Below are 26,317 nucleotides of genomic sequence, written 5' to 3' on the forward strand. Positions count from 1 at the left end.
TGGTATCCAACAGCATAGAGTCCCTTTGTTTATTCCTGCCCGGAAAAAATTTAAAGGGTACTCTAGCTCTTTTTTCAATTTATTCAATCTGTTAAACAAAAATATTTTCCTTAGCCTGACGGCTATGGGCGAAGCGCCCGACCTACGCTTTCAAATTGAAAGCTTTATGCATACTCGCGGTTAGACCGTTATTTGAGTTATTGCGGGTTAATGGGCGGCAAATCAGAGCCAGCCTTTCGCTTGCTTGCTGTTTGCGACAAATGGTGCTGTAAAGCCTGCCATAATCCACCTCCCTGCCATGTTTTCTGTTGCTGATGATAAAGGGCTTCCGACAAGGCATTAATCTGTTTCTTGAGATTCATATCAAAGATTTGCTCACAGATATCAGCCAAACTTAAAATTCGCTTTTCTGGCCAATGACGTGAAGCCCATTCAATTAATGCCTGTTGCGCTTCGATCGGCTGATTATTCAGGCAGGCGCTCTGCAGACGTTTTAATACTGCTTTTTTACCTGCTCCTTTGTGCGACTTAAAATATGGCAGATTAAATCGGCCCAATTTAAGAGTGAGCAGCCAGGCCAGTGCGAACAATGCGGCAACTCCCCAGGCTAACCAGGTGCTGGCTGGCGTTACCTTTTCAGCTGAGGGTGTTTCTGCAGGAACTTCTGCCGTCACGTCCTGTTCTTCAGACGGCGTATTCACTGAACTATCAGCGCTATTCGCTGTTGCCTGAACCTGAATAACCCGAGGAGCTAAAACAGCTACTTCATTCTTTTGAGTCACTGTATTAAACCAGGGTAAACGTAATTCAGGGATGGTAATTTTTCCCGCTTTATTAAACAGATAAGTTACTTTCTGCGTTTTGGTTCCTACCAGATAGGGTTGACGGTAACTGTTTTTCTCTCCTGCTTTTTCTGGATAGACTGAAAAGCTGTCCTTGCTGCTAAAATCCAGCGACGGTAATAATTGAGCGGGTATACCGACCACTTCCAGAGTAACTGTACGGGTTAATGTATCTCCCTGCCTGATATTAACAGGCTCTCGATCGTATTGATCATTCAGTATGACTTCATTGGCGGGTAGCCATTCTTTACCTGTGAAACTGGCGGGCACCGATTTTACCTTGAGCGTGAGTGGATCTGCACTGATTTTGGTTTTATGGGGCATTTGATCATAAACCAGGGCGCTGAATACCGGAGGGGTCACAGTTAGTTTACCGCTTTTCTGTGGAAAGATAGCATATTGCTGTTCCACGACTGAAAACAGGCGGCCATTTTCCGTGGCTTGATATTGTTTACCATCCCCCAGAGGCACCAACAGCGCATTATCAACCTGAGGCGCCTGAAAATCAGTGTCCAATAACTGTAAACTGTTATACAGTTTGACCGTGTAAATCACTTGCTGATTAACATAGGGCGTCTTGTTATCCACTTCAACGAGCAGCTGCAGATCGTCCTGTTTTGTAAGAGGTTTGCCGCTTTGTACTGCAGAAGCAGTGACCTCTATTGTGGAAGGCGTCGTACTTTCCTGCCCAACCTGCAGAGAGGGTATGGAAATAGTACCCATTTTGAGAGGAACCAGAAAAACCGTCCATTGGTTGACGGTGCGAGCCTGCCCGTTAATGATGCTGTAATTTGTACTGCGTTCGGTTCCAACAATTTGAAAATTTTCCTGCAAAGGAGTTAAGTCCGGTACGGCATTCGTCTGGCCATCCATAGTCAATACCAGGCGAAACGATTGACCTATCTGTACTTTACTGTTCTCTATTTGAATGCTGAGCCCTGCAATCAATATTCCTGAATAAAAGAGAATGAAAATGCTGATTATTTTTTTCATTGGTACCACCCCCGTTGCCGGCGTATATGATCACGTAGAAACTTTTCACGAAGTAAACCGCCTGGATCGTCAGGAATTAATTTAAGCCATTGTTCTTTGGCCTGTTGCTGCTCTTTATCTGACAGAGACGATTGCGCTTGTGCTGCAGCTTGTTTTTTTTCATCTTCATTGGTCTTTGACGCATTGTTTTGTTGTTCCTGCTTCTCTTTATTTTTCTTCGCAGAGGCCTCTTCTTCAGCCTGCTGCTCTTGCTGGCTTTTCTCTTTATTCATCTGTTGTTCAGCACCAGAATTGTCTGATTGCGGCTGATTTTGTTGTTGCTGCTGATTATTTTTTTCATTGGCACTGGACTTCTGACCCTGCTTCTGCTGATCCTGCTTATTTTTCTGATCCTGATTTTGCCCGCCATTCTGCTCTTTATTCTGCTCTTTATTTTGCTGTTTCTCTTTGTCTTTTTTTAGTAAATCAGCAACGAGCGCCCGGTTAAATCGGGCATCCTGGTTCTTGGGGTTTATTTTCAGAGCCTGATCATAGGCCTTCAATGCCTCTTCATATTTACCCTGATGAGCCAATGCATTTCCCGCATTATAAAACCCTGTTTCATTATTGAGCGACTGGTAAGCCTGAGCGGCCTGCTGATAATTTCCTGCACGATATGAAGCAGCTGCCTGCCAATCCTCCTGCTTAAATAATTCACCAGCTTTATTATATTGCCCCTTTTGCATCATCTCAGCCGCCTGCTGATCAGGTGTGTACCATAAATCCTTCCAGCTGAAAGACCAGGTCGATGCACTGGCGAAAATCAACATTATCAATAACAAAACTCTCATAACTGCACCCTCTGCAGCCAACCTCTTCTAAACACTGGCATAAGAAACAGTAAAGCTGGAATCAAAAACCAGCGCCCTTCATCCTGCCATACCGGAATTTCATTTTGTTCACTCAAGGCATATTGTCTGCTGGTTATGGCCCGCCTCAACCATTGATTTAGCGAAGCACCTTCATTATTTAAATCAAGCAGCATTCCCTTGCCGGCATTGGCTAAGGGTTTAAATATTGGATATACAGCGGAATCTGCCAAAACAGGCATAATGGAGGTTTCGATACCCTGATTGGCCAGTTTGGACGCCGCTTTCAAAGCAGACGCATCGGGAGGAGTGGCCGTCAGCACCAGGATTTGTCCACCCGAAAACCCTGCCTGTTCAATCAATTGGGCAGCCTGCTGCAACGCAATCGATAAATCCTGGCCATTCACTGGCATAATTTGTGGATTCAGGGAGTCCAGCAAGCTATCAATGGTTTTAGCATCCTCCGTCAATGGCGATACTACAAAGGATTCACCTGTGTAAACTATCAGGCCTGTTTGTCCCGTGTCTTTACGGTTGAATAAATCATGCAAAATGAACCTGGCCCGTAATAAGCGATTGGGTTTTAAATCTTCCTCAAGCATTGCCTCGGATAAATCCAGCACTATGATTCTGGGCTGCAATAATTTAAAGGCTGGCACAGGCAACTTTTTCCATACCGGTCCAGCGAGAGCAATAATAATTAACCCAAAACTGGTTAATAACAGCAGTAAGGAATGCTGCCTTTTTCCAGAGTGCTGATTTTTGATTAACTGGGATAATAAATGCGGATCACAGATGGCAGCCCAGGCTTGCAAGGGAGCTTTCTGCTTCCAAAGGCGCCAAAATAACCAGCAAAGCGGTAGAAAAGCAAATAACCATAGTGGACGAAGAAAATGAAAGTCAATCACAGTCCTTTCTCCTGATACACAGTGTTTCGCTGCAATAAATAATTAAACAGCCCCAGGCTGTTTAAAAGCCAAATCATGATCAGGGCCAAGGCAAACGCCAATGGCCAGGGATAATATTCGTGTTGCGGTCTGAGTGTTGTGTGTTCCTGCTGCACAGTTTCAAGCTGATTAATTTTTTGATAAATCGACTCCAGTGAACTCGAATCGGTTGCCCGGAAATATTGACCGCCTGTGATTGAAGCAATTTCTTTTAGTGTATCTTCATCCAAATCAGCCCCGGCTCCCATGTTAATAAATGGACCCGACATCATGCGGGGATCCGCTTCAGAGCCTAAGCCAATCGTATATACCTTGATTTGTTCAGATTTTGCCAGTTCCGCCGCTTTAAGAGGCAGCAAGACCCCCGAGTTATTGGCCCCGTCGGTTAATAAAATCACTACACGGCTACTTTTGGGAACATCTTGCAAACGCTTGACCGCAAGTCCCAGTGCATCCCCAATTGACGTGGTTTTGCCGGCCAAGCCCACAGTGGCATCTTCAATGCGCAATAACACACTGTGGCGATCATAGGTTAAGGGAGTTTGCAGATAAGCCTGACTGCCAAATAAAATAAGACCGATTCGATCACCTGCCCTCTCTTTGACAAATTGCTCAGCAGCATGTTTAACAACAGCGAGGCGTGACACCGGCCTGCCATTCATTAACATATCATTTAATTCCATACTGCCGGATAAATCGAGAACCATCATAATATTACGGCCCTCTCTTTCCAAAGGTAAAGGCTCTCCCACCCAGCGCGGACCAGCAGCAGCCAGAACCAGTAACGCCCACACCAGAAACCAGAAACCAGGACCGGATTTTTTACTCAGAATAGGTTTGTCCTGTTCAGCGATGGCACGCATGGATTGATAAAACGGAACTTGTAATGCTGCAGGCAGGCTTGAACTGGCTCGTGGTATTAAAAACCAGAGGATTAACGGCAAACCGAGCAAAAGAAAAACCCAGGGGGAAGCTATTTCAAACATCGTTTACCCCGTTGTTTTATCCAGGTTTTTGCTCGCGCGAATAAAGGCGCCATGCTAACCTGGCTGGTTGAAGGTTGATAGGGAAGCTCAAGCAGCAATTGACGCACCGTATTAAAATTTAGTTTGTGTCCCGTTTGATTCAGGAAATTAATCCATTCCTCTCCCTGCAGGCTGGCCACTGTTTCACGTGAAAAATACACCAGCGCAACCCGCTTTAACAATTCAGAAACCCGGGAACTGGCTAACTGACTGTTTCCGCTGCGCTGATACTCTTCCTGATATTGAGCAAGTAATTTAAGTGCATGCCGCTTGGGTTTGCTGTTTTTCTGATACTCAATAAAATAGTACAGTCCCCCGGCAAAGAGCAAGAGAACAAGGATTAGCAAAATGTACCAGCCTGGCGCCAAAGGCCACCAGCCGATAGCCTCCGGCAGATGAATATCACGCAGATTTTCCAGAGCATTCGTCTTAGTCACGTTTCCTCCGCGGAAATGTCTGGTAAATCACCTGAGGGATATCGTTTTCACCATTAATCTGCGTATATTGAATATGCAGCTTTTTAAATAAGTGCTGTAAACTCTGCTGACGCTGATCGCACCATCGCTGATAATCTGCATTAACCTGCGAATTTGCGGTATCAAGCAGTAACTCCTGATGACCGTCGGTCATGGCATAAAGTGCAGGTAAGGGCGAGTGTAACTCCAAAGGATCAACAATCTGATAGGCGAGAATGTCATTATGTTCATGTAAGCGGCTCAAATTTTTTTCCGCCTCGCCATTCAAATGATAAAAATCACTAATTAAAACAATGATACTGCCAGGTTTTACCACTCTTCTTAATCTGATTAATGCTTCGCCCAGAGGTTTTGGTGGACTCTCAGTCATCATGCCGCTTGTTTGATTAGTGTATTCCATTAGCCCTGCCAGGATAGGCAGGACCCCCCCCTCACGCGACCTGGGTAGATATTCATTATGCCGTTCAGAGGAGTACAGCAGGGCACCAATTTTGTCACCCTGCTTGACCGTAGTCCAGGCAATCATCGCCGCCAGTCTCGCAGCAATCACCGATTTAAATGCCTTGCGAGTACCAAAATACATGGAGGGATTAAAATCAACGACAATAACCACTGGCCGTTCGCGCTCTTCCTGGTAAAGCTTGATGTGAGGCCGCCCCGTGCGTGCGGTTACACGCCATTCCATATGACGGATTTCATCGCCAGCCTGGTAATTTCTTACCTCTGAAAAATCCATTCCCCGGCCACGAAATTTTGATAAATGATTCCCGCTGCCAGGAGCTCCCTTCTCAGGTTTGTATGCCATTTTGCGAGCGAAACGTTTAAATGCAATCAGTTCCGCAAGATCAATTGACACGCCGTTTACCATATTTCTTTTTCCAATTGACAACTCATTTATAGAACCAATCAACTAACCTGTCGTCTTTGCGAACGAAGTGAAGCAATCCAGATCAAAACCTGCACAAAGCCAGGATCTGGATTGCTTCGCTAATGCTCGCAAAGACGGTTTTTATGCATCTATTTTTATCCCGAGCATCAGGGAACTGCCACCAGGCGCAATAGATGATCAATAAAATCATCGCTGCTAACCCCTTCCGCCTCTGCTTCAAAGCTTAGTAATACACGGTGTCGCAGCACATCATGGGCAATCACATGAATATCTTCCGGCGTTACATAATCGCGGCCAGCCAGCCAGGCATGCGCCTTGGAGCAGCGATCCAGAGCAATAGTCGCCCGCGGACTGGCACCAAAACGCAGCCATTTCGCCAACTCTCTGCTATACATTGCCGGATTTCGAGTAGCCACAACCAATTGAACCAGATAATGTTCCAATGCCGGGCTGGTATGCACCTTCAAAACCTGCTTGCGCGCCTCGAATAATACGCGCTGGGGCAACTGTTTAATATTCGCCGGCGCGGCTTGTACAGGATCCATTGCCTCCCGTCTGGCCAGAGCCAGAATATCCTGTTCGATAGCCGCATCTGGATAACCGATTTTGACATACATCAGAAAACGGTCGAGCTGCGCTTCTGGCAAAGGGTAGGTGCCCTCTTGTTCAATCGGGTTCTGAGTCGCCATGACCAGGAATAACTCGGGCAGAGGATAGGTCTTACCCCCGATGGTTACCTGACGTTCCGCCATGGCTTCCAGGAGTGCAGACTGTACTTTTGCAGGTGCGCGATTGATCTCATCTGCCAGTACCAAATGGTGGAAAATAGGGCCTGGCTGGAATACGAAGGTACTGGTTTCAGGATGAAACACGTCGGTTCCGGTTAAATCTCCGGGCAAGAGATCAGGGGTAAACTGAATGCGATGAAAATTGCCTTCAATCAGAGCGGACAGCTCTTTAACCGCCCGTGTTTTGGCAAGCCCTGGTGCTCCTTCTACCAGGAGATGCCCATCTGCGAGTAAGGCAATCAGCAGGCGAGATACCAAAGCGCGCTGGCCAAGGATGCGATCATTTAGAAAATGACTAATCCGCAAAATTTCCTGCTGCACAGATTGTATTGTCGTTTCCTGCAGTTGCTCCATTTATTCAACCTCGTGCAAAAAAAAACATAATCCTAGCGTGAATCCCTGTTCGTGCCAAGATCTCGTTGATATCGAAAGGCGGCCAAGGACCTTTAGCGCAGTTATAGGCTACAATTATAGGAATACGAAGCTGCCATTGAGCAGTTGACAGCAGCACATCAATCAAACCTCAGGGAGGAGGACTCTAATGAATAAATTAAAAGGAAAAAAAATCGCCATACTTGCCACCAATGGCTTTGAGCAGGTTGAAATGGAAGCACCCCGCAAAGCACTGGAAAATGAGGGCGCAGAAACCTTCCTGATCTCACCCGAAAAAGAGGAAGTACAAGGATGGCATCATTTTGAAAAAGCTGACAAATTCCCGGTAGATATTCCGCTTAAAGAAGCAAAGCCTGAAAATTTTGATGCGCTCTTACTTCCTGGCGGCGTGATCAATCCTGACCAGTTGCGTCTGCTGCCAGAGGCTGCAGAATTTGTTAAATCAATAAATCAACAAAACAAACCTATTGCCGCAATCTGCCATGGCCCCTGGTTATTAATCAATGCGGAGCTGGCGAAAGGCAGGAAAATGACTTCCTGGTTATCGATCAAAACTGATTTAATTAATGCAGGTGCTGAATGGGTTGATGAACCCGTGGTTTGCGATCAGGACATTTTAACCAGCCGGAAACCGGATGATATTCCCCAGTTCAATGAAGCAATGATTCGGCTTTTTGAATAGCTCCACAGTGGAGGGAGCAATGAGTCTTGATCGTTATCAGAAAAAAAGGGATTTTCATAAAACCCCTGAGCCTAAGGGGCGTGTTCACCGAAAACACCGCTTTCTTTATATTATTCAGAAACATGCCGCCAGCCATTTACATTATGATTTTCGCCTGGAACTGGATGGCGTTCTAAAGAGCTGGGCAGTTCCCAAAGGCCCTTGCCTTGATCCTGCTGTGAAGCGGCTGGCAGTACAAGTAGAAGATCATCCGGTTGAATACGGCAGTTTTGAGGGGATTATTCCCAAGGGCGAATATGGCGGCGGTACGGTCATGCTATGGGACAAGGGAAAGTGGAAACCTTTGGATGATGATCCTGCCAAAGCCTATGAAAAAGGGCATTTACATTTTGAATTGCAGGCTGAAAAACTCAATGGGCAGTGGGATCTGATCCGCTTTAAGGAAAAGCAGTGGTTCCTCATTAAACATCGGGACAAGGACGCAAGACCCCTTGACGAATATGATATTACAAAGGAAGAGCCGAATAGCGTTGTCAGTCAGCAAAGCCTGGACGAAATAGCACAGAACTATCAATCCATCTGGCATAGTAAAGAAAGTACCCAAAATAATAGCCCTGTTAAATCCGCTAAAAAAAAACAAAAAAAGTATAAGCTGGCTCTGCCTGTCAGCCCCTTTTTGCAGAATTGCCCAGTCGAATTAGCTACGCTGACCAATAAAGCTCCCATCGGTGACGACTGGTTGCATGAGTTGAAATTTGATGGCTATCGCATCATAGCCTACAAACGGCATTCGCAGATTCAGTTGCTGTCACGTAATCAACTGGACTGGACAAGAAAATTTCCGAATGTCGTCGATGCCCTGAAAAGCCTGCCCGTGGACAATATTATTGTGGATGGTGAAATTACGGTTCTGGATGAAAACTCCCGCTCAAGTTTTCAGTTGCTGCAAAATGCCATGAGCAATGGGGCGCAAACCCATTTTACCTATTATCTTTTTGATTTGCTCTACCTTGATCAATACGATACCCGTTCTCTCCCGCTTCTCGAAAGAAAAAAGCTGCTCGCTGCTTTGCTCGAGGATGCGGAGGAAAGCCTTCGCTACAGTGACCATATACTGGGTGACGGAGAAAACGTTTTCAAACAGAGTTGCGATTTTAATCTGGAAGGTATTATCTCCAAGGACATTCATAGTAGTTATCAAGGTAAGCGAAGCAGGAAGTGGCTTAAAATAAAATGCAGTAAACGTCAGGAATTTATTATTGGCGGCTTTACCAAATCAGAGAAGAATCGCACTGGGTTTCGCTCCCTGCTTTTGGGTGTTTATGACGAGAACGGGCAGCTTAATTATTGCGGTAAAGTGGGTACAGGCTTCACTGAAGCCTCCTTAAAATCTATTGCCAGACAATTGGAACCCCTGCAAATGACAAACAATCCTTTTAATACTAATCCACCTGGAGTCAGAAGCAGCACCTGGGTGAAACCCGAACTAATCGCCGAAGTGGAATTTAGTGAATGGACAGAGGACGGCCATTTAAGGCATCCCAGCTTTAAAGGCTTAAGACTGGATAAAATGGCGAAAGAAATCCGGAACGAAGAGGAAATACCGTTAAAAAAAATAACGGCCGGCAAGGGGAACAACATGCCCGCAATTAAATTGAGCAATCCCGATAAAATGATTTATGCTGAAGACAGCATTTGTAAAAAGGAACTGTTTGATTATTATCAGGCCATTTGTTCCTATATCCTGCCCTATATTCGCAATCGGGCATTGACCCTCGTTCGCTGTCCCTCTGATTATAAAGACTGCTTTTATCAGAAACACCTTAATCAGCAAAATCCTGGGGGCCTTTATACGATTGAAGTGGAAAGCAAACGCACTGAGAACATTGAAAACTGCATCTACCTGAAAGAGGAAGAGGGATTGCTCGCTCTGGCGCAAATGGGAGTGCTGGAAATTCACCCCTGGGGCAGCACCGTCGAGCATCTTGAGCAGCCTGATGTTCTGGTGTTTGACCTTGATCCAGATCCTGAAGTCAGTTGGAAAGTGCTGGTGGATGCCGCTTATGAAATCCGGGAGGAGCTTGAGCAATTAAAACTATCTGCATTTATTAAAACGACAGGCGGTAAAGGCCTGCATCTGGTCATTCCGATTCAGATTAAATATGACTGGGAGTCAGTCAAAGAATTCACTCATGTTTTTGTAGAATATCTTGAAAAAAAATATCCCAAAAAATACACCAGCAATATGGCGAAGTCCAAACGCAAGGGAAAGATTTTTGTCGATTACCTCCGAAATCAGCGCCAGGCAACCGCCATTGCACCCTATTCGCCCCGCGCAAGACTACATGCACCGGTAGCTACACCAGTGCATTGGGATGAATTAACCGATAATCAAAACGATTCATTTTATACCATACGAACTATCTTCAAGCGGCTTGAGCAATTGAAAGACGATCCCTGGAAAGAATTCTGGACAATTAAACAAAGCCTGCCATTGGATAAAATTTAAGGTCTATCAGAGAGGCCCGACTTATTGGCCTAATCCCGTACGAATTAAACCGGTTCGAGAGTCGGCATCGGCGTTTTCGATCACGGTTTTCGCATTATCGGTAAGCAATTCATGTCCATTCAGGCTGCGTTTAAAAAAGCCGCTATGCTGATAAGCATACTGATGAATCTCCCTCACCAGATTGATGTCATCCATCCGGTCCTTGTATTTTAAAGTGAGGTCCGCGGCAAGTTTCGAGCGTGAGAAAGGTCTCTCAGCAATATGCTGTCGAATATCCGCTCTTGTCAGCGTCGGATGCTGGTCTACGAAGTTGCTGGACTTGAACCAGGAGGATTGTCCCATATACAAGGCCTGATAAATTTTCTTAAACGCCGCGACAAAACGCTCATTCTCTGCCGGAACCAGTTCAGGGTAAGCCGCTTCCCACAGTAATTCCAGCTCCTCTGCTTTTAATACATTGGCTGTCTTGGCAGCTTCATAAGCTGCTGTATAACCCGCCGCCTGTGGATTAGAGGGCGCCATCTTTGCGAAATGAGGCAGCAAATCCCAGTGTTTTAACTCGACCGCCAGTTCTATCGCCGTTTTATTCTCATATTTTAACAGCAATGCGTCATTACCTGAGAGCGGGTTATATCGGGCAGTCAAAGCGATTAGAAACTTTTCCTGATTTTCCTGTACAGCAATATGAAAAGCGTTGATAGCCCCGCTCTCAGCTTGCTCATATCTCCATTCGGGATTCGCCCCTTTTGCCAGTAAATCACCAGCCAGTTCAAATTGTTTGCATTGGGCGGCCCATAACATGGTGGGGCTATATTGCTGCCTGTCTGCTTTGTCTGTCTTTTCTTTTGTTAATAGCTCTACAACTTCCCAGTTCTCAAGTAATGCCGCCAATCGAGCGGGAGAAAGACCGTATGGGTTTTGCAAGGTCCTGGCTGTGCAGCGGGACAAATAGGGCTCTACCGCAAAAGTGAGGATAGCTTCCTTATTGCCTCTTAAAATGCCCAGATGCAGACGGCTTATCTCCCGCTTTCCCTCTTCTTCATATAACCACAAGGTTTCTGGCGGCATGGCATCAAAAATTTTATCTGAAAGTTCATGCAGATTTTTTTCATCTTCAGCGCGAAAAATTACTTCAGCGAATGCCTGAGTATCTTTGATATTATTGAAGTCATTAATTAAGGCTTCCACCAGATACCATTTTTTGAAATGAGCTGCCAAAAGAATAGGGGTATACCCATTATCAGTGGTCTGACTGCAGCACTCCTGGATATTCGGCAAGGCCAAAAGCTCTTGAATCCAATGAAGGGCTGCCTCTTTTTTTTCTGTTGGAGAAATGGGGTAAGGAGCATGGATGGCCGCATAATGAAGAATATTCCATCGCCCGATTCGCTCCTGGCTTGAGACATTGTTTATTTTTAATAAGCGGATAGCCAGATCCATTTTTCCAGCTTTGGCGGCCAAAAGGGCTGCCTGTCCAAACCGCTCAGTATCTCCCTTACTGACTTCGGAGATGCAAGTAAATGCTGCGACTTTTTCCCAGTCGCTTTTTGCTGCAAAAAATACAATCGGAGTTTGGTTTTCGGAATTGATTTGGCTTAACTCTGCCTTATCTTCTAATGTTTCCAGCATGTTTTTTAATTCTGCAACCGATGTTGCACTAAATAAAGGCATTAAGTTTCTCCGCAGATGGGATTAGAGAGTATTTGGTGGGCTATTTTTGCACAAAAATAGCGTGTTAATCAATATCGGATTGTTTAAACAATCCGGCATTGGATGGATGCCTCGGACAACCCCTGAGGAATCTCCTCATTTTTTAATTCACCTTATCAGGCCAAAATGACTTTAAATAGTGTCATTTCCGCGCAGGCGGAAATCCATCTTGCAAACAAAGTTAGGAATTTCCTTGAGGAATAGATTCCCGCCTACGCGGGAACGACAGATAATAGAACTTTTTGAGCAATTGCTAAGCTAACCCCCTGACTATATAAATAATAAGGGGGAGCTCTCGAGGCACTTAGGAGGGCAGAAGGACTGAGAAAACAAAGATTTGGAGAAGGCCGGACTCAGGCTATTTCTGATAATCGTTTTGCAGTTCTAAAGGCATCATTGCCTGCAGTCTTTCATACAGATCCAGTAAATCCGCACAGAAAACCTGAAACTGCTGGCGGGTTTGCCACAGTTCGTAATTTACTCCCTTACGAAAAGCCAGTTGCCTTGACAACATTTTGAATAGCTGTAAGTCCTGACTGGAAAAACTGAGATCCTGATTCATCTCCAGAAGCTCAATCAAGGTTTTATTTTGTTTGACCGGACGATGAACATGCAGCAAATAAGCCTGCAGGGTCAATTGAAACGCAATATACATTAAAGAACTGATTGGGTTTAAATTGTCTTTAATATGTTGTCCTTCAATAAAATCATCGCGTAAATTACTCATCAAATGATCAGCCGCATAGGCATGCTGAGTAGCTATTTTTAACAACTCCAGTGGCGAGTAGTAATGTTTATCCATTAGATGCTCAATTTGATACAATGCTCAATTAATCAGAACGCGGATTCTGCCAGATGTTTACTGAAATTGCGAGTACAGATAATAGTTCCCTTCCCTGGTTCCTGGGCGCATTAAATTTGCCGCATCGCCTGATTCAGGGGCCACTGGCGGGCTTTAGCTGTTCGCCCATGCGGGCTTTATTTTACCGTTACACACCTCCAGCCTATTCCGTCTCGGAAATGATTTCAGCGCATGATGTTATTTACAAACATAGCGGGAAAAACCGCTACCTGCATCGCGCACCGGATGAAAACAAATTATGTTATCAGTTATCGGGAAATGATGGGGATTTAATGGCAAAGGCTGCAAAAAAACTGGAGTTTATGGGGGCTGATCTGATTGATATTAACTGCGGTTGTCCAAAAGCTAAAATCAGAAAACGAGGTGCCGGAAGCGCCCTTCTGGAGACACCCGATCATTTAGTTCGTATCGTAGAAAAAGTACGCGATGCGCTTCAATGTCCATTAACGGTAAAAATCCGTCTGCAGAATACTGACTCTGATCTCGCCTTAGCCCAGGCGCTGGAAAAAACCGGCATCGATGCTCTGATTGTACACGGACGGCGCTGGCAGGATGATTATGATGTAGCCTGCAACTGGCAGGCTATTCGTTTGATTAAAGAAGCAGTAAAGATTCCGGTCATCGCCAATGGCGATATTTGCGAAAGAAATTCTTTAGCAGCCGCACTGGCTGCAACCGGCTGCGATGCATTCATGATTTCACGCGCGGGTACAGGTAAACCCTGGCTTTACCAGCAGTTATTGAGCCCAAATGGCTTCGATGTTGCGCTTGAGGAGCGAATTGAATTATTCCTAAGGCATCTTGAAGAATTATCCTGGCTTGAAAATGAGTTTCAGGCCGTGCTGCAAAGCAAAAGCCTGATTCGTTATTATTTTCGAGAACTTGGATCAGTGCAATTGCAGACCTTTTATTCCCTGAACTCATTACCATCGATCAAAGAGTACATGACCAGAATGAATAAGCATCTGACACCGTCTAGCGCAGACTACGTCCTCCATCCACATTTAACACCTGGCCCGTTATAAACTCATTTTTCACTATGGCCAGAACTGCCTCGGCAATAAAGTCAGGATGGCCATGACGTTTCAAAAGGGTTTCATCGATGATTTTCTGCTGTATCTGTTCTGATAAACTATTTTCTTTTTCGGGCCAGGCAATCGAGCCAGGAGCTACGGCATTGACTCGGACCTTTGGCGCGAACTCCTTCGCCAAAGCACGGGTTTGCATCAGGAGAGCCGCTTTGGTTTGACAATAAATCGCATATTCCTTCAGAGGGATTTCAGCATGAATGTCTGTAATATTAACAATCGCACCCTGCTGCTTTTTTAAATAAGGCAAGGCTGCCTGGCTCAGCTGATAGGGAACCTGTACATTCAGCTTGAACAGCGTATGCCATAAGCTTTCATCAAAGTTCTCAAAATGGTTTTTAGTAAACTGAGACGCGTTATTGACTAGCAGATCCAGCCGGCCTGCCCAGTTGATAACCGGCTCAATAAGTTGCTCGCCTTTTTCCAGGCTGAATAAGTTCTGACAAAAAATCTGTGCCGAATCGGCTTGCTGCCGGTTAAAATGCAATGCCAGACTATCCGCCTCTGCCTTGGATTGATGGTAATGAATAGCCACCCGATAACCTGCCTGATGCAAGTGCCCGGCAATGACTGCGCCGATGCGTCGGGCCGCGCCAGTAATCAATGCCACTTTTCTGACTTGTTTCCTGTCCTGATTCAAGGTATGTTCCCCCTTTTGCCTGTTAATTATGAATGTCCCAACACCCTTAATCGCGCATCTCAGAAAGAATGAGGCCATTTCCTTTGCAGAATTTATGCATCTTGCCTTGTATTCACCGGAATATGGCTATTACACCTCTGCTCATCCCAAGTTCGGTGCTTCAGGTGATTTTATTACAGCCCCGGAGTTAAGTCCGCTTTTTTCACAGACCCTGGGCGAACAATGCCGGGAAATTTTAACGCATTTGGGTTCCGGTATCATCCTCGAGTTTGGAGCAGGCTCTGGTAAACTATGCGTCGAGCTGCTGAAACAGCTGGCCAGAAAAGAGACGCTGCCAGAAACTTATTACATACTTGAAGTCAGCGGTCATTTACGCGAACGGCAGAAACAGCTTGTTCAGCAGGAAATTCCTGAGCTGGCCTCCAGGGTAGAATGGATTAGCGAATGGCCAAAGGCCTTTTCAGGGATTATTCTGGCCAATGAAGTTCTGGACGCCATGCCGATTCATCGTTTTCTGCAAACTGACGATGGCATTTGTGAAAGCTATGTCGTCCTTGACGAGCAGGAACAATTGAAAGAAATCTTCAAACCCTGCACCAATACCCGCCTGCTAACTTATTTGAGTGAAGTCTTGCCGAAAGATTATTCTCCTTATTTATCAGAGGCTAATCTATACGTGGAAGGCTGGATTAAGCAGTGTGCCGCCAGTCTCAAACAGGGGGTTATGCTCTTAATTGATTATGGTTTTCCTCGCGCTGAATTCTACCATCCCGATCGAAATCAGGGCACACTCATGTGCCACTATCAGCATCAGGCCCATACCAATCCTCTTGTTTACATCGGCCAGCAGGATATTACTGCTCATGTGGATTTCACACAGATTGCCGAAGCGGCGATTGCAGCCGGCCTTGATGTGAGCGGCTATACCAATCAGGCTGCTTTTTTGTTGGGGAATGGTTTGCTAAGCTTACTGGAAGCGATTCAGGACGAAGGGCAGCGCTTAAGAGCCGCTCAAGCGGTCAAACAACTGATTCAACCTGGTGAAATGGGTGAATTATTTAAAGTAATTGCCCTGTCAAAGCACTATGACAGAGACTTGGCGGGCTTTCAATTACAAGATAAACGAGCGAGCTTATAAAATGAGTAAATATTTGACTACCGTCGAATTGCAGAAAGAATCCATGAAATTTTCCGCAGGACACACCACCATATTTTCGGCCACCGAAAGAGAGCCCCTGCATGGCCATATGTATGGCGTGTATCTGGCTTTAACTACCTGGGTAGAAGAAAACGGAATGACCTTTGACTACCGCTACTATAAACAACGCATCCATAATCTCTGTCGTTTTTTGAATCAAACATTTCTGATGCCCCAGTATTCGCCGTTTCTTCAGTTTTCAGAAGATGAGGAATATTATTATTTTGTGTTTAACAAGAAGAAAATACCCTTCCTGAAAGAAGACGTCACCTTAATGCCTTTAACCAATATTACGGTAGAAGAATTATCGCGCTGGTTTGTTGAGGAATTAATCAAGGAAAAAGAAGAGCTGGACAGACACCGTATTGAAAAAGTTGTTGTAAAAGTGTTTTCAGCTCCCGGCCAATCAGCAAGCCATGGGTGGCAGCGGCAACACAGGCAGGCAAATGACTGAGGTTCTCAATGTTTGTATCCCCCATACCATGCGGGATAGTTTTGACTATCTGGCCGATGGGATACAGGCAGCATCCGGCTGCAGAGTCTATGTGTCATTTCGTAATAAAATCAGGTTGGGCATCGTAACCGGCAAGTCAGACTCAAGCCTGCCGGCAGACAAATTGAAAACCATTAGTGAATTGCTGGATGAAGAACCGATCATCAGTGACGAGATACTGAAACTTTGTCGTTGGATAAGTCAGTATTACCAATCCCCACTTTCCGAGGTGTTGCCGCTGGCCTTGCCTAAAAAGCTGCGCGACGGGAAAAACTTAAAACCCTTAACCATCAGGCCATTGCTGCCCCTGGAGGAAAATCAGGTTAAAAACCCTCTTTTGCTCAATGAAGAACAGGCACTGGCCGTTAAGGAAATTCATGCACATCTTCACCATTACCATTGTTTTCTGCTTTATGGAGTAACCGGCAGCGGGAAGACCGAGGTGTATCTGCAAAGCATCAGCAAAGTGCTTGCCCAGGGGCTGCAGGTCCTGATTCTGGTACCTGAAATTGGCTTGACACCGCAATTGCTACGTCGATTTCAGGAACGTTTTGACTATCCGATGGCCGTTATTCACTCGGGGCTTAATGAAACCGAACGAAGCAAGGCATGGCAATTAGCTGCGGCACACCAGGTGGGGCTTGTGATTGGAACCAGAGCCGCTGTCTTTACCCCTATGCCTCGACTGGGCCTAATCATTATTGACGAGGAACACGACAGTTCATTAAAGCAAATGGAAGGTGTTCGTTATTCAGCCCGTGATACCGCTTTAATGCGTGCTCATACCGCCAATATTCCGGTTATTCTGGGTTCTGCTACCCCCAGTCTCGAAACACTTCACAATACCAGGCTGGGAAAATATACGAATTTGCCTTTACGCCACAAGGCGCTGAACCAATCCGCTTTGCAATTTCAGGTAATTGATTTGCGAAATACTCTGCTTAATCAGGGTTTAGCCCCGGCGACCCTGCAGGCAATTAAAGAACAGCTTCAGCAAAACAATCAGGTTCTTATCTTTATTAACCGCCGGGGTTTTTCTCCTGTTTTATTCTGCCAGCTCTGTGGATGGATAGCAGATTGTCCTGGCTGCGACAGCCATCTGACCTTTCATCGGCAGATTAATCGGCTAATCTGTCATCATTGCGGCTTTAATCAATCAGCGCCTTTAGGCTGCAGGAAATGCCAGAGCCCGGGACTTTTACCTCTGGGAACGGGTACCCAACGCCTGGAAGAGTTTTTGCAGGAAGAATTTGCCGATTATCAGATTATGCGGGTAGATCGCGATGAAGTGAGTCGAAAAAACGAGCTGAGCAAGCGGCTTGAGCTAATCACCAGGGGAGAAGCCCAACTCATTGTCGGCACCCAGATGATGGCCAAGGGACATCATTTCCCTAAACTGACTTTGGTGGTTATTGCTGATGCGGATGCCGGCTTTTTCCACCCTGATTTCCGAGCTATTGAGCAGTTAGGGCAGCTACTAACCCAGGTTTCGGGGCGCGCCGGCAGAGCCTCCCTTGCTGGAAAAGTGATTATTCAGACGCATGTTCCGCAAAACCCCTATCTTAATTTGCTGATTAGAGAAGGCTATAACGCGTTTGCCGATGCTTTGCTAACAGCGCGTCAGCAAGCTGCTTTGCCGCCCTTTCACTACATGGCTTTAATTCGAGCCCAGGCACGTCATCCCGATAAAGTGATGGCGGCACTTAAGGAGATGAAAAAGCGTTTGTCTGCGTCTATGATTACGGTCCTTGGCCCGGCACCTGCCCCGATGGCGCGTAAAGGACACCAGCATCGCATGCAGTTATTGCTTAAATCACCGGCGAGAAAGCCCCTGCAAAATGCGTTGACCCAATTGCGGGAATGGTTAACAATAGATAAAACACATTCCAGCGTTCGCTGGAATATTGATATTGATCCCCTGGATTTATCATGACTCAAAAAAATAAAGTACATCAGCGCATTTTTTCCATTGTCTGGGGTGATATGGACGCCTTGGGACATGTCAATAACGCACGCTATTTCGACTATTTTCAAGAAGCGCGGATTGAATGGCTGGCAACGCTGAACATTGATCTGAAAAAAAATACCGGGCCTGTGGTTATTCATACCGCCTGTACCTATTTAAAGCCGGTTATTTATCCCGCCACTCTGGTGCTTGACAGCAGCATTCACAGTATTGGCCGCTCAAGCTTTGTCATTGACCATGACCTGTTTCAAAATGAGGAATTAATGGCCCAGGGCATAAGCAAAGTAGTCTGGGTGGACTATAAGCTGAATAAATCAATCCCTATTCCTGATGAAGTTCGGAACTGCTTCAGTTAATTGAGCTGGTGTAACTTCGCGGCTTAAAGTCAACCCTAACCCTATTAGTTAAGGGAATTCTGCAATTACCTGTAGGTTGGGCCCTTGGCCCAACATTGAGTTCTGGAGTGGCTCCCTTTGTTGGGCCAAGGGCCCAACCTACAATAATTCTTTAACTTAAATAGCTTTCACACTGTTGCTGTTCTCACCGGAATATCGATTAACTCGTGACCGTCCTCTTTTTTAAGCTGAATAAAAATAACGATCGAGGCAAAAGTCAGTAAGGACATGGCAATAAAGGTTAAATGAAAACTTCGGATGCTCAACGCCGGATCATGGCTCAGACTCGCTGAAATTCTGATTAGCAATGCCGCCGCGGCAACTCCGAAACTTTGTGCAAGCTGCTGAGTGGTACTGACAATACTGGTCGCCGCACTCATTTCTTCTGCATCCACATTCGCATAAGCCAGAGAATTCATACCGGTATATTGCAAGGATATTAATAACCCATAAAAAAAACTGAGCAGTGCTATCGCAATGAAGCTGGTCTGTGCATTAATGAAAGCGAACATGCCAAGTGCGATGCCTACAAGTATTGTATTGACGATTAACAGCTTTTTATACCCGAACCAGCGCAGGATATGCACCGACAAGGGTTTTACAATCAGCACACCCAAAGCCGTAGGGGCCAGTAATAATCCGGAAGTCTGAGAGTTATACCCAAGGCCGATTTGCAGTAACAGCGGTAATAAAAAGGGAAACCCGCCGAATCCGAGCCTGGCAAACAGATTTCCCAGTATCGATACCCGAAAGGTTCGTATGCGAAAAAGTTCGATTTTTACTATGGGATGAGCCCTGTTGTAAGAATGCCAGGCGTATAGAAATAACAAACAAAACGCCAGCGGCAGGCTTAGAACGACCAGAACATGCCGCGCATCCGATTCGCTAAGAACTGACAAGCCAATGGTTAACATGGCCAGACCACTGCCAAAAAGAATAAATCCCCATTTATCCAGAGGCGGCATCGGCCGCGAAGGCATGGAAGGAAGCAGAAAAATTGCCAGAAAGACCGTCAGAATACCAACCGGAGCATTAACCCAGAAAATCCAGCGCCATGAGAAATGATTACTGATTACCCCGCCGAGCACCGGTCCCAGCATCATCCCAATCGCAGCAACCATAACCACCACACTCATCTTGCTCACCAGCTCATGACGCTCACAGGTACGCATGATGATGAGCCGGCCCACCGGCAAAGTAAGCGAACCGCCGACTCCCTGGGTAATTCTTGCAATAATGAGCTCAGGCAGGTTATCGGTAAAACCGCACCAGACAGAACTGGCAGTGAAGAGCATAGCCGCCAGAATAAACACTCTTTTTGCCCCAAAACGATCAGCTATCCAGCCACTGACCGGGATAAAAATAGCCAGACTAACCAGATAACTGATTAGAGCAATTTTTAAATTAATCGGATTGACATTCAGACTTTTTGCAATCACCGGAATAGCCGTATTTAACACCGTGGTATCCACGGCCTCCATGAATAAGGCGAAAGAAACAATCAGGAGAATGATATTTTTTTTCATTAAGAAAAATCCGCTTAAATCCTCTTTTAAAATAGGCTCGATAAGCCTCAACGTCAACTTTAAAAGAAACACTGGTCGATGAGCCAAAGCTGTTTATTCCCTTAAGACCAGTATATAATCCTTCCAGATTTAATAAGGGAGAAACAATTGATGAAAAAAATGGCTTTATTTTTATTCTGTGGTTTCACTGCATTTCAAGCTCAGGCGAATCCCAGCCTCTGCGGATATAGCGACTTTTTCCGTATAAGCGACGACAGCCGCCCTGATATTGCCATCGTTGATGCCAATACGACTCCTGAGCTTTATATGCAGGTTCTGAGTCATTTAAGCTTTGAAATTCGTGACACTCCCGCCTGCCGCAAAGGGCGCGCCAACATTACCGTCGCAACGAACGATGGCAGAAGCTGGTGTGTGCTCCATCTTCAGGATGGGCCCTTTATGATGCATCCCAAAGTTCATGCTAATTGCTCAGGCATGCGTTTTGTGGATATGTCCTATGAAGGAACCGGCAGCTTCCATTATACTATCCGTTTGGATTGAGCCTATAGCCTGCACCAGGCAGGCTATACTTTAACTATTTCAGCATAGGGACGGGCAAGAAATAACAATGGACTTTAAAGATTATTATCAAATCATGGGCCTGGATAGAGCGGCCAGCCAGGATGAAATCAAACAAACCTATCGCAAACTGGCAAGAAAATACCATCCAGATGTCAGCAAGGAACCCGGGGCCGAAGAAAAATTCAAGGAACTGGGGGAAGCTTATGAGGTATTAAAAGATCCCGAAAAAAGAGCGAAATACGATAAATACGGTCAATACTGGAAACAGCAGAGCGAAGCCCAGCAACAATATGGCCAGGACTATGAACCCCATTATCAGTATACTGGTCATAGTGATTTCGATCCTGCCGATTTTGAGGATTTTCTGGGTTCCATATTCGGCCGGCAAGCAAGACGCGAGCAATCAGGCTTTTACGATCAAGGCCAGGATGTCCATGCCCAGCTGACCATCAGCCTTGAGGACAGCTACCAGGGTAGTGAAAAAATACTTCAGCTCCAGATGCCTTCGATCAATAAACAGGGGGAACTGGAGTATCAGCAACGCTCCATCCGAGTAAAAATTCCCAAAGGAATTGGCAATCAACAGCAAATTCGGCTGAAAGGCCAGGGCGGAGAGCGGGTCGCAGGCAAGCGCGGTGATCTGTATATTGAAATTCATATTGCTCCCCACCCTCTATTTCATCTGGAGAAGAGGGATATCCATCTGAAGGTCCCTATTACGCCTTGGGAAGCAGTTCTTGGTGCTAATATTGAGATACCCACACTGGGCGGCACAGTAAACATGAAAATTCCGGCTTACTCTCAGACAGGTAAAAAGATGCGTCTTAAAGGACGCGGCCTGCCAGGTAATCCACCGGGCGACCAATACATTACTCTGGAAATCAGGATCCCGGAAACTGAAAACAGCGACATGAACAGGCTTTTCGAGCAAATGGCTAAAAGCGTTCATTTTAATCCGCGTGAAAAAATGGGAGCAGCTCATGAGCGATAAAAAGACTGGCACAATGGAATGCGAACAGCTATTTTCACTCTCTTTGCAGGAAATCAGCCATTCCTTTGGCGTTACCCGTGAGACAATCATCGAAATCGTTCAGGAAGGTATTGTTACGGTTAGCAGGAACGAAAGCAATGAGTGGCTATTTGACGATGAAGCCTTAAGACGTATCCGTACGGTTATTCGGCTCAACCAGGATTTGGGCGTTAATCTGGCGGGTGCAGGGCTGGTTCTGGATCTGCTCGCTGAAATTGATCAGTTGCGTGGATTACTTTATTCACAGAAGTTATAGCCGCGGCAGCGCGTGATTTAATGGGATCCCGCGAACAAACATGCAGGTTGGGCCTTGGGTCAACATTGAGTCCGGGAGTGGCTCAAGCGTTTGTTGGGCCAAGGGCCCAACCTACAATAATTGCTTTAAGCAATCATTACCCGTTGCATAGCAGGAAGCGTTTCTGCGGCAAAGGGGGCCGGCCATTGAAGTCCCAATTCTGCAATCCGCCTGCCAAAGGCATCGATATACTCTTTCAGTTCACCCTGCAGAGCATCAATACTGAATACAGGACAGGCATTATCTTTGAGCATCTGATCCAGTCCGTCACGAATAGCAGCCCGCTCTTCCTCATTTTTTAACTGACCGATTTGCTTGCGAATGGTATATATCGCCCCCATCAGTTCTTTTGCGGATAAGGGCTCACGGGTTAAATCTTCAAACCAGTGAATCAGGTTATTGTATGCCCTGGAAGGAGAGGAGGAGAACCAATTGGAAAAACAGCTGCTTTTGTGGTGCTGGGCCATATATACCGTCGCATAATCATCCAGGCTATTAAAGGCACGCATGAAATTAACTCGTCTTAAGCGTTCTGCGGCATGACTTATCGATTGATTAGCATCCTTTATTAATTGCTGTTGAGGAGAAGACAAACTTTTTTTATTCAGCAATATTTCCAAAAGGCCGGCATATTTATCAATCATGGTTGAGGCAATGGTCACATTGATCTCCAGCACCTTACGGCTATTCGGGTCTTTGGCATCCTTATTTTTAACTGCCGCCATAACTTCGGCATTGGAAAGTAATTCCTGCAGATAGTCATTCATTTTACCATTAATCCCATCCTTTATCAGATTAAACACATCAGAAAGGGTAGAGGATGTGGAAGACAGAAATGAATGACCTGTTTTTTTTGTGGAATCCTGAACACGCGCCTGCGCTTTGGCAAGATCATTCACAGCGGCATTATAATGACCTCCCTGATTCATAATGCCTGCTTGCTGAGCCGATAACTGTTCATCTGCTGTGTTACCAGCCAGAATTCTGATTGCCTGTAACTGCTTCATTAAATCCATTTTTTCCGCATCTTCAAGCTTCATGACCGCCCCTTTTCGTATCCTTGAATTTAAAGTCTAGCGGGCATTTGAAAAAACAGGCAACTTTAACTCAAGGTAACCGAACCAGTCTCGTTTAAAGCAACGGACGATGAGTTAGTAGCTTCTGCAGCAGCCGCCGGAGGATGATACAGAGAGGTATAAGACGCAATGCCTGGTTTTAATGCCGTTTGCCCAGTTAATAGCGTGATTCCTTGCTCAAAATTATGCGCTTTGGCGATATCAAGCGCTGTCTCACCTGCTTCATTTTTCAAATCTATAAATTGCTGTATTGAAATCTTGTCTGAAGCTTTCTGTTTAAGCTCGAGCACCATTGAAATCAAATCAACACGCCGATTTGCAGCAGCCCAATGCAGGAAGCTGTTCCACTGAGAGTCCTGCTGTCTGATTAGGTTGAAGAACAGATCCGCAGGTAATTTGGAAAGTACAAAACGTCCCTGTGGTCGATTAAGCAGGTACATCAGTAAAGACTGAGACTCGTCCAGACTACCCCACTGCTGAATGGCAATATCGGCAAACAAGTTGACCATGATATTCCTGTGTGACTCTATATTCACTTTTTCCGGAATTGACAGAATATTAAAAATCAGGAACAAAAAGTCCAATCCTTCCCTTTTGCGCGCAAGTAATTCAAAACGGGTTTTACCCAAATCGTTGTACTGCTTGAATAACTCATCCAGAGAAAAATAGTAATTAACCAAAACCGGGTTCTCTTGCAGATAATTCTGAAAGCACTTCCAGGAGCTTATGCCATCGGAATTATTTTTGTACAGATGCATGAGTAGAGGAAGATTGTTGGGCGTTCCAGTGGCCATTAAATATGTGTATAACAAATCAACAGGGATACTAATGATAAACATATCCAGATTTTCATAGATTTCCTGAGTACCTAGTTGGCCTCTGGATAAATTAATCATTGCCTTAAGTCTTGCCTCTCTTGTTACCTCATTTTGTTGTCTTTGCTTTTCTTTTATTAATCCTTCTATGACCCGTATTTGCCTGTCTAATTGATTTTTATTATGCGCCCCTTGTCTGGTTAAATTTTTATCTAACAATAATTTGCGTGTACGAATTCTTTTCGCGATTTCAAGCTCGTTTATCTCACCTGACAATTGTTTAACTTCAGGGATAAGAATCGGACCTCTCGTTGTAGAGATCTCTTGTATTTTAGTTTGTAAATACTGCACATCATATACCGGGGCATTGCCTTTTTTAGGCGCAGGGTTTTCGTAACGTGAGCAATCCAATGCGTTTAATGCGAGCGGCAGATTTAATTTTTTAGCCAGCTCCAGCGGAGTTAATCCTTCTTTATTTTTTACCTCAAATACATCCTGCTCTTCCATGACAAACCCGTCCTTTAAAGCGCTCGCTCTTGCTGCCATAATCGCTACAATAATATTCACGCGCTGATTGTTTACTGCCCAATGCAAGAGGGTATTTCCTTCTATGTCCTTGCAACATAAAGAGGGGAACAACTGGCTGCTGAATAGAATTTTGAACAGAGGACGTCCTGTCGGGTGGTTTAACAGAAACATTAATAAGCTATTCTTTCCAATCAAATCATCCCATGTATTGACAGAAGGAGCAGCAAACAAAATATCTTTAAACCGGGATAGGGTCTCTGTATCCAGCATGTCAGGAATGACCATTGAATCCCACATTTCTTTAAGAAAATCAAGGCCATGTTGTCTGAGACATAAGATTTCAAAATAGCTTTGACCCGAAATGGAATCTTTTTTAGCCAGCGCCTTTAAAGAAAAATAATGCTCCAGCTCCAGAGGATTATTTATAAAATAACGCTTCAACGCCATCCATTTATCATTCTCTTTTTTTAATCGGGAGATAAAACAATCATTGCCTCCATTTTCAGTCAGAATCAGCCATCTGAAAATGGTTTCCTGGGGGTGCTTCTTTTTAAACGTATTATCCAAAGCACTTTCGGAAAAAGAATCAAACAGATTATTTAGATCGGTTTGAATCTTCTCTTCTATCCTGGACAATCTCGGTTTTTGTGCAATCAACTCCCGCTTTTCCTGTTGCAGTGAAGCCCATTTCTGTTTTAAAGCAGCTCCCTTTACCTCCAATGAGCTGCGCTTCTGCAAGGCTTTCTGCAATTCATCCTGATACGCAGCCTGTTCATTTGCGACGCTATCTAACTGCATTTTGATTTCTTCGAGAGAACCCGGCAGGCCAAATTTGCCTCCAGTTCCTGAATTGAAAAATTTAGGTGAACGAGCCAGCGCATCTCTCGTGGGTAGAGAATCTATTCTTTGCGAAAGACTTCGAGAATTGCCCGACAAGCTGGCCGTAGTTTCTTTTGGCTCATCTTTAGGGATAGCAGCTTGTTTACCTTTATTTCTCCTGTTCGAGCGGCGATTAGACGTTTGTTTTTTATCTGCAACGCTTAAAGGCGCTTGCTCTTCCTGTGCCGTATCCGTCTTTTCAGAAGGTTCTTTTCCAACCGCGACACATTCAGTCATTGTTGCGACCGTCTCAGCCTCTTCCTGCTTTTCGACAGGAGGCTCTTCTTTTTTAATCAACCCCTTGCTCAGCAGGAAATCATCGTAATCCGTATAAGAGCGATGCTCTTTAAGACAGTGCTCAAACGCGTTCCTGGCTATGTCTTTTTTGCCATTCTGATACAGCCGGCAAATCTCTTCTTCCCATTGCGTGAGGCGCTCTTCTTCCGTTTGCTCTAAATTCGGATCGCTTAAAAAGGCTGTTTCGGGTGTCTTAATCCCTTTTTTGAAGGCGTTACATAGAGGGGCTAAAGGATAATCATCGCCTTGATCGATAAACAGGCGTTTGGTGGCACGCGTACTGCTGGTAAAAAATTTGTTTAAGGGCGGACCAAAACGGCTATTGCCGCAACCGCGTTTGACGAGGTTGGTCGGTACTTTGCCATCCGTCCATTCACGGCTCGCTTCACGGCATAAGTCATTATCCAGCATGCGGTACAGGATGACATTCTCATATTCCAGACCCTTGATTTCCTCGGCAGTGAATACCAGGACTGCACCCGGATATTTTTCCTGAGCCTCCTTTTTATATTCCGGCAGGGTAATAATGACAAAATTACTCTGCTTCGCCATATCCCTTAAGGCGT

At 45.3% G+C, this 26,317-nt stretch carries 24 protein-coding genes; 11 read left to right on the top strand and 13 right to left on the bottom strand.

Annotation, left to right across the window (positions count from 1 at the left end; all coding sequences use genetic code 11):
* Positions 1 to 184: hypothetical protein (locus B1207_RS16025; RefSeq protein ID WP_216362451.1), on the top strand; the 184-nt coding region annotated here is incomplete at its 5' end.
* Between the two features lie 13 nt (positions 185 to 197).
* On the opposite strand, the gene B1207_RS03755 is transcribed toward B1207_RS16025, so the two are convergent.
* From B1207_RS03755 to B1207_RS03785, 7 genes are all read right to left on the bottom strand, one after another.
* Positions 198 to 1,835, bottom strand: a complete 1,638-nt coding sequence (locus B1207_RS03755) for a BatD family protein (protein WP_112218670.1) — start codon at positions 1,833 to 1,835, stop codon at positions 198 to 200.
* Positions 1,832 to 2,665 carry a tetratricopeptide repeat protein gene (locus B1207_RS03760; protein ID WP_112218671.1) on the bottom strand — a complete coding sequence of 278 codons (834 nt, stop codon included), beginning with the start codon at positions 2,663 to 2,665 and terminating at the stop codon, positions 1,832 to 1,834. The genes B1207_RS03755 and B1207_RS03760 overlap by 4 nt, the downstream gene beginning before the upstream one ends.
* Positions 2,662 to 3,591 carry a vWA domain-containing protein gene (locus B1207_RS03765; protein ID WP_112218672.1) on the bottom strand — a complete coding sequence of 310 codons (930 nt, stop codon included), beginning with the start codon at positions 3,589 to 3,591 and terminating at the stop codon, positions 2,662 to 2,664. The genes B1207_RS03760 and B1207_RS03765 overlap by 4 nt, the downstream gene beginning before the upstream one ends.
* Complete coding sequence (locus B1207_RS03770) at positions 3,588 to 4,616, bottom strand: vWA domain-containing protein (protein WP_112218673.1); 1,029 nt, start codon at positions 4,614 to 4,616, stop codon at positions 3,588 to 3,590. Before B1207_RS03770 ends, B1207_RS03765 begins: the two co-directional genes overlap by 4 nt.
* Positions 4,604 to 5,092: a DUF4381 domain-containing protein gene (locus B1207_RS03775; RefSeq protein WP_112218674.1), complete on the bottom strand. Its 489-nt coding sequence runs from the start codon at positions 5,090 to 5,092 to the stop codon at positions 4,604 to 4,606. Before B1207_RS03775 ends, B1207_RS03770 begins: the two co-directional genes overlap by 13 nt.
* Positions 5,085 to 5,999 (bottom strand): DUF58 domain-containing protein, encoded by a 915-nt coding sequence (locus B1207_RS03780; protein WP_112218675.1) that lies wholly within the window; start codon positions 5,997 to 5,999, stop codon positions 5,085 to 5,087. Before B1207_RS03780 ends, B1207_RS03775 begins: the two co-directional genes overlap by 8 nt.
* Before the next feature lie 167 nt (positions 6,000 to 6,166).
* On the bottom strand, positions 6,167 to 7,162 hold the full coding sequence (locus tag B1207_RS03785) for an AAA family ATPase (RefSeq protein WP_112218676.1): 996 nt from the start codon (positions 7,160 to 7,162) through the stop codon (positions 6,167 to 6,169).
* Between the two features lie 187 nt (positions 7,163 to 7,349).
* Between B1207_RS03785 and B1207_RS03790 the strand changes: the two genes are divergently transcribed.
* Together B1207_RS03790 and ligD are read left to right on the top strand one after the other, a co-directional pair.
* Complete coding sequence (locus B1207_RS03790; protein ID WP_112218677.1) at positions 7,350 to 7,883, top strand: type 1 glutamine amidotransferase domain-containing protein; 534 nt, start codon at positions 7,350 to 7,352, stop codon at positions 7,881 to 7,883.
* Between the two features lie 19 nt (positions 7,884 to 7,902).
* On the top strand, positions 7,903 to 10,392 hold the full coding sequence (ligD, locus tag B1207_RS03795) for a DNA ligase D (protein WP_112218678.1): 2,490 nt from the start codon (positions 7,903 to 7,905) through the stop codon (positions 10,390 to 10,392).
* 21 nt (positions 10,393 to 10,413) lie between these two features.
* On the opposite strand, the gene B1207_RS03800 is transcribed toward ligD, so the two are convergent.
* Together B1207_RS03800 and B1207_RS03805 are read right to left on the bottom strand one after the other, a co-directional pair.
* On the bottom strand, positions 10,414 to 12,063 hold the full coding sequence (locus B1207_RS03800; RefSeq protein WP_112218679.1) for an ankyrin repeat domain-containing protein: 1,650 nt from the start codon (positions 12,061 to 12,063) through the stop codon (positions 10,414 to 10,416).
* Positions 12,064 to 12,460: 397 nt separating this feature from the next.
* The gene (locus B1207_RS03805; protein ID WP_112218680.1) at positions 12,461 to 12,904 is read right to left on the bottom strand and encodes a hypothetical protein; all 444 of its coding nucleotides are present in this window, start codon (positions 12,902 to 12,904) and stop codon (positions 12,461 to 12,463) included.
* A 53-nt stretch (positions 12,905 to 12,957) separates the two neighbouring features.
* Between B1207_RS03805 and B1207_RS03810 the strand changes: the two genes are divergently transcribed.
* Complete coding sequence (locus B1207_RS03810) at positions 12,958 to 13,989, top strand: tRNA dihydrouridine synthase (protein ID WP_112218681.1); 1,032 nt, start codon at positions 12,958 to 12,960, stop codon at positions 13,987 to 13,989.
* On the opposite strand, the gene B1207_RS03815 is transcribed toward B1207_RS03810, so the two are convergent.
* A complete protein-coding gene (locus B1207_RS03815; RefSeq protein ID WP_253255778.1) occupies positions 13,940 to 14,692 on the bottom strand; it encodes a pteridine reductase in 753 nt (250 codons plus the stop codon). The two genes, B1207_RS03810 and B1207_RS03815, sit on opposite strands and share 50 nt — an antisense overlap.
* 28 nt (positions 14,693 to 14,720) lie before the next feature.
* Between B1207_RS03815 and B1207_RS03820 the strand changes: the two genes are divergently transcribed.
* From B1207_RS03820 to B1207_RS03835, 4 genes are read left to right on the top strand one after another with little or no spacing between them, the layout of a single operon-like run.
* On the top strand, positions 14,721 to 15,830 hold the full coding sequence (locus B1207_RS03820) for a class I SAM-dependent methyltransferase (RefSeq protein WP_112218682.1): 1,110 nt from the start codon (positions 14,721 to 14,723) through the stop codon (positions 15,828 to 15,830).
* A 1-nt stretch (position 15,831) separates the two neighbouring features.
* A complete protein-coding gene (locus B1207_RS03825; protein ID WP_112218683.1) occupies positions 15,832 to 16,344 on the top strand; it encodes a 6-pyruvoyl trahydropterin synthase family protein in 513 nt (170 codons plus the stop codon).
* Positions 16,337 to 18,316 (top strand): replication restart helicase PriA, encoded by a 1,980-nt coding sequence (gene priA, locus B1207_RS03830; RefSeq protein WP_112218684.1) that lies wholly within the window; start codon positions 16,337 to 16,339, stop codon positions 18,314 to 18,316. Before B1207_RS03825 ends, priA begins: the two co-directional genes overlap by 8 nt.
* On the top strand, positions 18,313 to 18,705 hold the full coding sequence (locus B1207_RS03835) for an acyl-CoA thioesterase (RefSeq protein WP_112218685.1): 393 nt from the start codon (positions 18,313 to 18,315) through the stop codon (positions 18,703 to 18,705). Before priA ends, B1207_RS03835 begins: the two co-directional genes overlap by 4 nt.
* A gap of 167 nt (positions 18,706 to 18,872) precedes the next feature.
* Here the strand turns inward: B1207_RS03835 and B1207_RS03840 are convergent, their stop codons facing one another.
* Positions 18,873 to 20,270: a DHA2 family efflux MFS transporter permease subunit gene (locus B1207_RS03840; RefSeq protein WP_112219005.1), complete on the bottom strand. Its 1,398-nt coding sequence runs from the start codon at positions 20,268 to 20,270 to the stop codon at positions 18,873 to 18,875.
* Between the two features lie 147 nt (positions 20,271 to 20,417).
* Here B1207_RS03840 and B1207_RS03845 point away from each other — a divergent pair, with 147 nt between their 5' ends.
* From B1207_RS03845 to B1207_RS03855, 3 genes are all read left to right on the top strand, one after another.
* Entirely contained in the window at positions 20,418 to 20,810 is a 393-nt protein-coding gene (locus B1207_RS03845; protein WP_146740007.1) for a hypothetical protein, read from the top strand.
* A gap of 67 nt (positions 20,811 to 20,877) precedes the next feature.
* Positions 20,878 to 21,822, top strand: coding sequence for a DnaJ C-terminal domain-containing protein (locus tag B1207_RS03850; RefSeq protein ID WP_112218687.1), 945 nt, complete (start codon positions 20,878 to 20,880; stop codon positions 21,820 to 21,822).
* On the top strand, positions 21,812 to 22,117 hold the full coding sequence (locus tag B1207_RS03855; RefSeq protein ID WP_112218688.1) for a chaperone modulator CbpM: 306 nt from the start codon (positions 21,812 to 21,814) through the stop codon (positions 22,115 to 22,117). Before B1207_RS03850 ends, B1207_RS03855 begins: the two co-directional genes overlap by 11 nt.
* A gap of 125 nt (positions 22,118 to 22,242) precedes the next feature.
* Here B1207_RS03855 and B1207_RS03860 read toward each other — a convergent pair whose 3' ends face one another.
* The gene (locus B1207_RS03860) at positions 22,243 to 23,196 is read right to left on the bottom strand and encodes a hypothetical protein (RefSeq protein WP_112218689.1); all 954 of its coding nucleotides are present in this window, start codon (positions 23,194 to 23,196) and stop codon (positions 22,243 to 22,245) included.
* Positions 23,197 to 23,258: 62 nt separating this feature from the next.
* Positions 23,259 to 26,303: an ankyrin repeat domain-containing protein gene (locus B1207_RS03865; RefSeq protein ID WP_112218690.1), complete on the bottom strand. Its 3,045-nt coding sequence runs from the start codon at positions 26,301 to 26,303 to the stop codon at positions 23,259 to 23,261.
* Between the last annotated feature and the right edge of the window lie 14 nt (positions 26,304 to 26,317).

This window comes from Legionella quinlivanii, assembly GCF_003265995.1.
Lineage (GTDB): Bacteria > Pseudomonadota > Gammaproteobacteria > Legionellales > Legionellaceae > Legionella_C > Legionella_C quinlivanii_A.

Excerpts from the sequence above, each read along its gene's own strand:
- B1207_RS03755 (WP_112218670.1), bottom strand. The coding sequence starts at position 1,835 with ATGAAAAAAATAATCAGCATTTTCATTCTCTTTTATTCAGGAATATTG.
- B1207_RS03760 (WP_112218671.1), bottom strand. The coding sequence starts at position 2,665 with ATGAGAGTTTTGTTATTGATAATGTTGATTTTCGCCAGTGCATCGACC.
- B1207_RS03770 (WP_112218673.1), bottom strand. The coding sequence starts at position 4,616 with ATGTTTGAAATAGCTTCCCCCTGGGTTTTTCTTTTGCTCGGTTTGCCG.
- B1207_RS03780 (WP_112218675.1), bottom strand. The coding sequence starts at position 5,999 with ATGGTAAACGGCGTGTCAATTGATCTTGCGGAACTGATTGCATTTAAA.
- B1207_RS03785 (WP_112218676.1), bottom strand. The coding sequence starts at position 7,162 with ATGGAGCAACTGCAGGAAACGACAATACAATCTGTGCAGCAGGAAATT.
- B1207_RS03790 (WP_112218677.1), top strand. The coding sequence starts at position 7,350 with ATGAATAAATTAAAAGGAAAAAAAATCGCCATACTTGCCACCAATGGC.
- ligD (WP_112218678.1), top strand. The coding sequence starts at position 7,903 with ATGAGTCTTGATCGTTATCAGAAAAAAAGGGATTTTCATAAAACCCCT.
- B1207_RS03800 (WP_112218679.1), bottom strand. The coding sequence starts at position 12,063 with ATGCCTTTATTTAGTGCAACATCGGTTGCAGAATTAAAAAACATGCTG.
- B1207_RS03805 (WP_112218680.1), bottom strand. The coding sequence starts at position 12,904 with ATGGATAAACATTACTACTCGCCACTGGAGTTGTTAAAAATAGCTACT.
- B1207_RS03810 (WP_112218681.1), top strand. The coding sequence starts at position 12,958 with ATGTTTACTGAAATTGCGAGTACAGATAATAGTTCCCTTCCCTGGTTC.
- B1207_RS03820 (WP_112218682.1), top strand. The coding sequence starts at position 14,721 with ATGAATGTCCCAACACCCTTAATCGCGCATCTCAGAAAGAATGAGGCC.
- B1207_RS03825 (WP_112218683.1), top strand. The coding sequence starts at position 15,832 with ATGAGTAAATATTTGACTACCGTCGAATTGCAGAAAGAATCCATGAAA.
- priA (WP_112218684.1), top strand. The coding sequence starts at position 16,337 with ATGACTGAGGTTCTCAATGTTTGTATCCCCCATACCATGCGGGATAGT.
- B1207_RS03835 (WP_112218685.1), top strand. The coding sequence starts at position 18,313 with ATGACTCAAAAAAATAAAGTACATCAGCGCATTTTTTCCATTGTCTGG.
- B1207_RS03840 (WP_112219005.1), bottom strand. The coding sequence starts at position 20,270 with ATGAAAAAAAATATCATTCTCCTGATTGTTTCTTTCGCCTTATTCATG.
- B1207_RS03850 (WP_112218687.1), top strand. The coding sequence starts at position 20,878 with ATGGACTTTAAAGATTATTATCAAATCATGGGCCTGGATAGAGCGGCC.
- B1207_RS03855 (WP_112218688.1), top strand. The coding sequence starts at position 21,812 with ATGAGCGATAAAAAGACTGGCACAATGGAATGCGAACAGCTATTTTCA.
- B1207_RS03860 (WP_112218689.1), bottom strand. The coding sequence starts at position 23,196 with ATGAAGCTTGAAGATGCGGAAAAAATGGATTTAATGAAGCAGTTACAG.
- B1207_RS03865 (WP_112218690.1), bottom strand. The coding sequence starts at position 26,303 with ATGGCGAAGCAGAGTAATTTTGTCATTATTACCCTGCCGGAATATAAA.